This is a genomic window from Neptunomonas sp. CHC150 (assembly GCF_030397555.1).
GTDB lineage: Bacteria > Pseudomonadota > Gammaproteobacteria > Pseudomonadales > Balneatricaceae > Neptunomonas > Neptunomonas phycophila.
On record NZ_JAPNXU010000058.1, the window covers coordinates 1 to 924 of the forward strand.

The 924-nt window shown below is 47.2% G+C and carries 2 protein-coding genes; both read right to left on the reverse strand.

The features are described from left to right. Positions 1–151: DUF2586 family protein (locus tag OW491_RS18275; RefSeq protein ID WP_354669568.1), on the reverse strand; the 151-nt coding region annotated here is incomplete at its 3' end. A gap of 22 nt (positions 152–173) precedes the next feature. Beyond that, positions 174–827, reverse strand: a complete 654-nt coding sequence (locus OW491_RS18175) for a phage virion morphogenesis protein (protein ID WP_017058583.1) — start codon at positions 825–827, stop codon at positions 174–176. Positions 828–924 lie beyond the last annotated feature (97 nt).

Sequence of the window (924 nt, forward strand, 5' to 3'; positions counted from 1 at the left end):
AGATGTGTATAAGAGACAGATCCACCATGATGAGGTTGCGCTCTGTTCCTGCGACGGTGCCGTACACAACAAACAGAAAGTGGAATTCAACGCCCGGAATCGGTCCGCGCATCATGTTCAGAATATTAATAATGACGGTAGGCCATGCCATGTGTCTTAGCTCCTATTTCGATTCAACTATTTCGGTTAAGTTCGCGCTTGATAATCATTGCAGCCCGTTTAGGGCTAATGCCTATCAATCGGCGTTCTGGGCGATCTACTTCCCACTTACGTGATGGAGTTTTGTTTTCCAGATCACTAATCAGTTTTGCGGCTTCGGCTACGGTCATATTCTGAGTAATGAATTTGAGCGTTGGCTTTTTGCCTCTCTTCTGCTTGCCTTGGGGCGAAAGTCTGTAACCTAAATCGCGTAGCTCTTTCGCCTGCTCTCTCGTTGCAGGGTCGGTTTTCTTTGGCTCTTTCGCTTCCTTGGCTTGCTTGAACCGCTGCTGCAAACCGCTTTTCTCTGCTTCACCGGTATGGTGAGCCAGTGCCACCGTTCCTCGTCTTGAGGGCCAACCCACAACCAAAACCCGGTTATTATCTTTTTGAAAATGCTTTAGCTTCTTGGTGAAGCCTCTAAGCATCTTTCGCCTGCCTTTTTTGCGCTTTGACCACGGTTTACCGTCTGGGTCACGCTGTGCTCGAATGTTCTTTTTGGTTGTCTTAGTAATGTATTTACCCAGCTCTTTTAGCACTCTGGCTCTGGCTTTTTTATCAAGTTTTAGCAGCTCGAATTGCTCTTTCACTCGCAGGTAACTGCGCTTGTCAGCTTTAATTTCAAACATTGCGAATAACTACATTTGATAGCCTTTCCGCCTGCCAAATCTCGTATTCTTCAATCTTCCAGCGCTGACCACTCCAATGGATAGGCCCGTCTGGGCT

What these genes read in the sequence shown, in the direction of transcription:
- OW491_RS18175 (WP_017058583.1), bottom strand. Translation starts at nt 827, where the DNA reads ATGTTTGAAATTAAAGCTGACAAGCGCAGTTACCTGCGAGTGAAAGAG.